General features: G+C 57.4%; 1 protein-coding gene and 1 pseudogene. Both read right to left on the bottom strand.

Translation table 11 applies throughout. The features are described from left to right. Positions 1-108: 108 nt before the first annotated feature. Positions 109-301 (bottom strand): annotated as a pseudogene (locus tag ACZBJS_RS42575) (oxalate/formate MFS antiporter); the annotation flags it as partial. After that, positions 284-604: a hypothetical protein gene (locus ACZBJS_RS42570; RefSeq protein ID WP_410469800.1), complete on the bottom strand. Its 321-nt coding sequence runs from the start codon at positions 602-604 to the stop codon at positions 284-286. The gene ACZBJS_RS42570 and the pseudogene ACZBJS_RS42575, both read right to left, overlap by 18 nt. Positions 605-981 lie beyond the last annotated feature (377 nt).

Genomic DNA, 981 nt, shown 5'->3' with positions numbered 1-981 from the left:
ATCGGCTTTCGGGCGAGACCCGGCCGGCGCAAATCTTCGTCGCGGTGATGGGCGCCTCTAGCTTCACTTACGCCAAGGCCGCCTGGACGCAAGGGCTCTGCGATTGGCTCGTGTAAGGCCGTTGAGAACGCGATCGATCGTCAGCGCAAACGTCAGCGCCGGGAGTGTGATGCCGATTAATGAGACTGGCGGTGTCGAGCTGAATGTCCTTGGCAATAGGCTTGAGTTGTGCCGTTGCCATCAACCCGCCCGCCGCCATTAGCACAAACATCACATACATGACCTAAAACGTCGGCTCTCTAAGTACCTGCAGCGGTTTGTATTGAATGCGACCTAGCTGGACGAACTTGCTGGTCGAGGCCTCCGGGGTTTGTCCGCGCCGCGGCGCAAACAGCAACAGCGACAGCACCACCACGATCACGCCTTGGCCGATCCCGTTGGGGAATTCCCCATGACGGGTTCTTTCTCCCCCGGTGGCCTGAATTTCGATCTCTTGGGACATTAGCTTCCAGATGCCGACCACTTTCTCGCGGTCATCGGCAAAGCACGGCTGGGCCGCAAGAAACCATGCAACGACGAAAGCAAGAGTATGTACTTTGCGCATGATGCGACCCCTTCTTACTCTGCCCTTTTTGATAGCTCTAAAGCTTAGCACGGGTGAGCGCCGCATCGCAAAACGTGAGGACTGCTTCGGGTCAAGAACGTCGATTTTGCTCCATGCCGAATCAAGCGGACGCTGGATGGCGCGGAGATCGATCAGATCATCCGGGATATGGAGGCACAGAAGGCGCTGGCGGTTGAGCGTCTGCAGCGGGCTAACTGGCGTGAGCGTGAGCTGGCGGCTAGTTGATTTCGCGCGGAATGTGAACGCACTAGTAGCTCGTCACAGTGATTTTGACTCTTTGGGTATGCCTGGATAGGCGCGCCCCAGTTTGGTGCGAGCTTTGTCCGTTGTGAACATCCAATTGATACGGGCGCGAG

This window comes from Bradyrhizobium sp. KZN70725 (assembly GCF_055264925.1).
The sequence above is the reverse complement of the archived record's forward strand: the minus strand, read 5'-3'. Positions and strand labels throughout refer to the sequence as shown.

Bases quoted from the DNA above. Each gene is read 5' to 3' on its own strand.
- ACZBJS_RS42570 (WP_410469800.1), bottom strand. From the start codon at position 604: ATGCGCAAAGTACATACTCTTGCTTTCGTCGTTGCATGGTTTCTTGCG.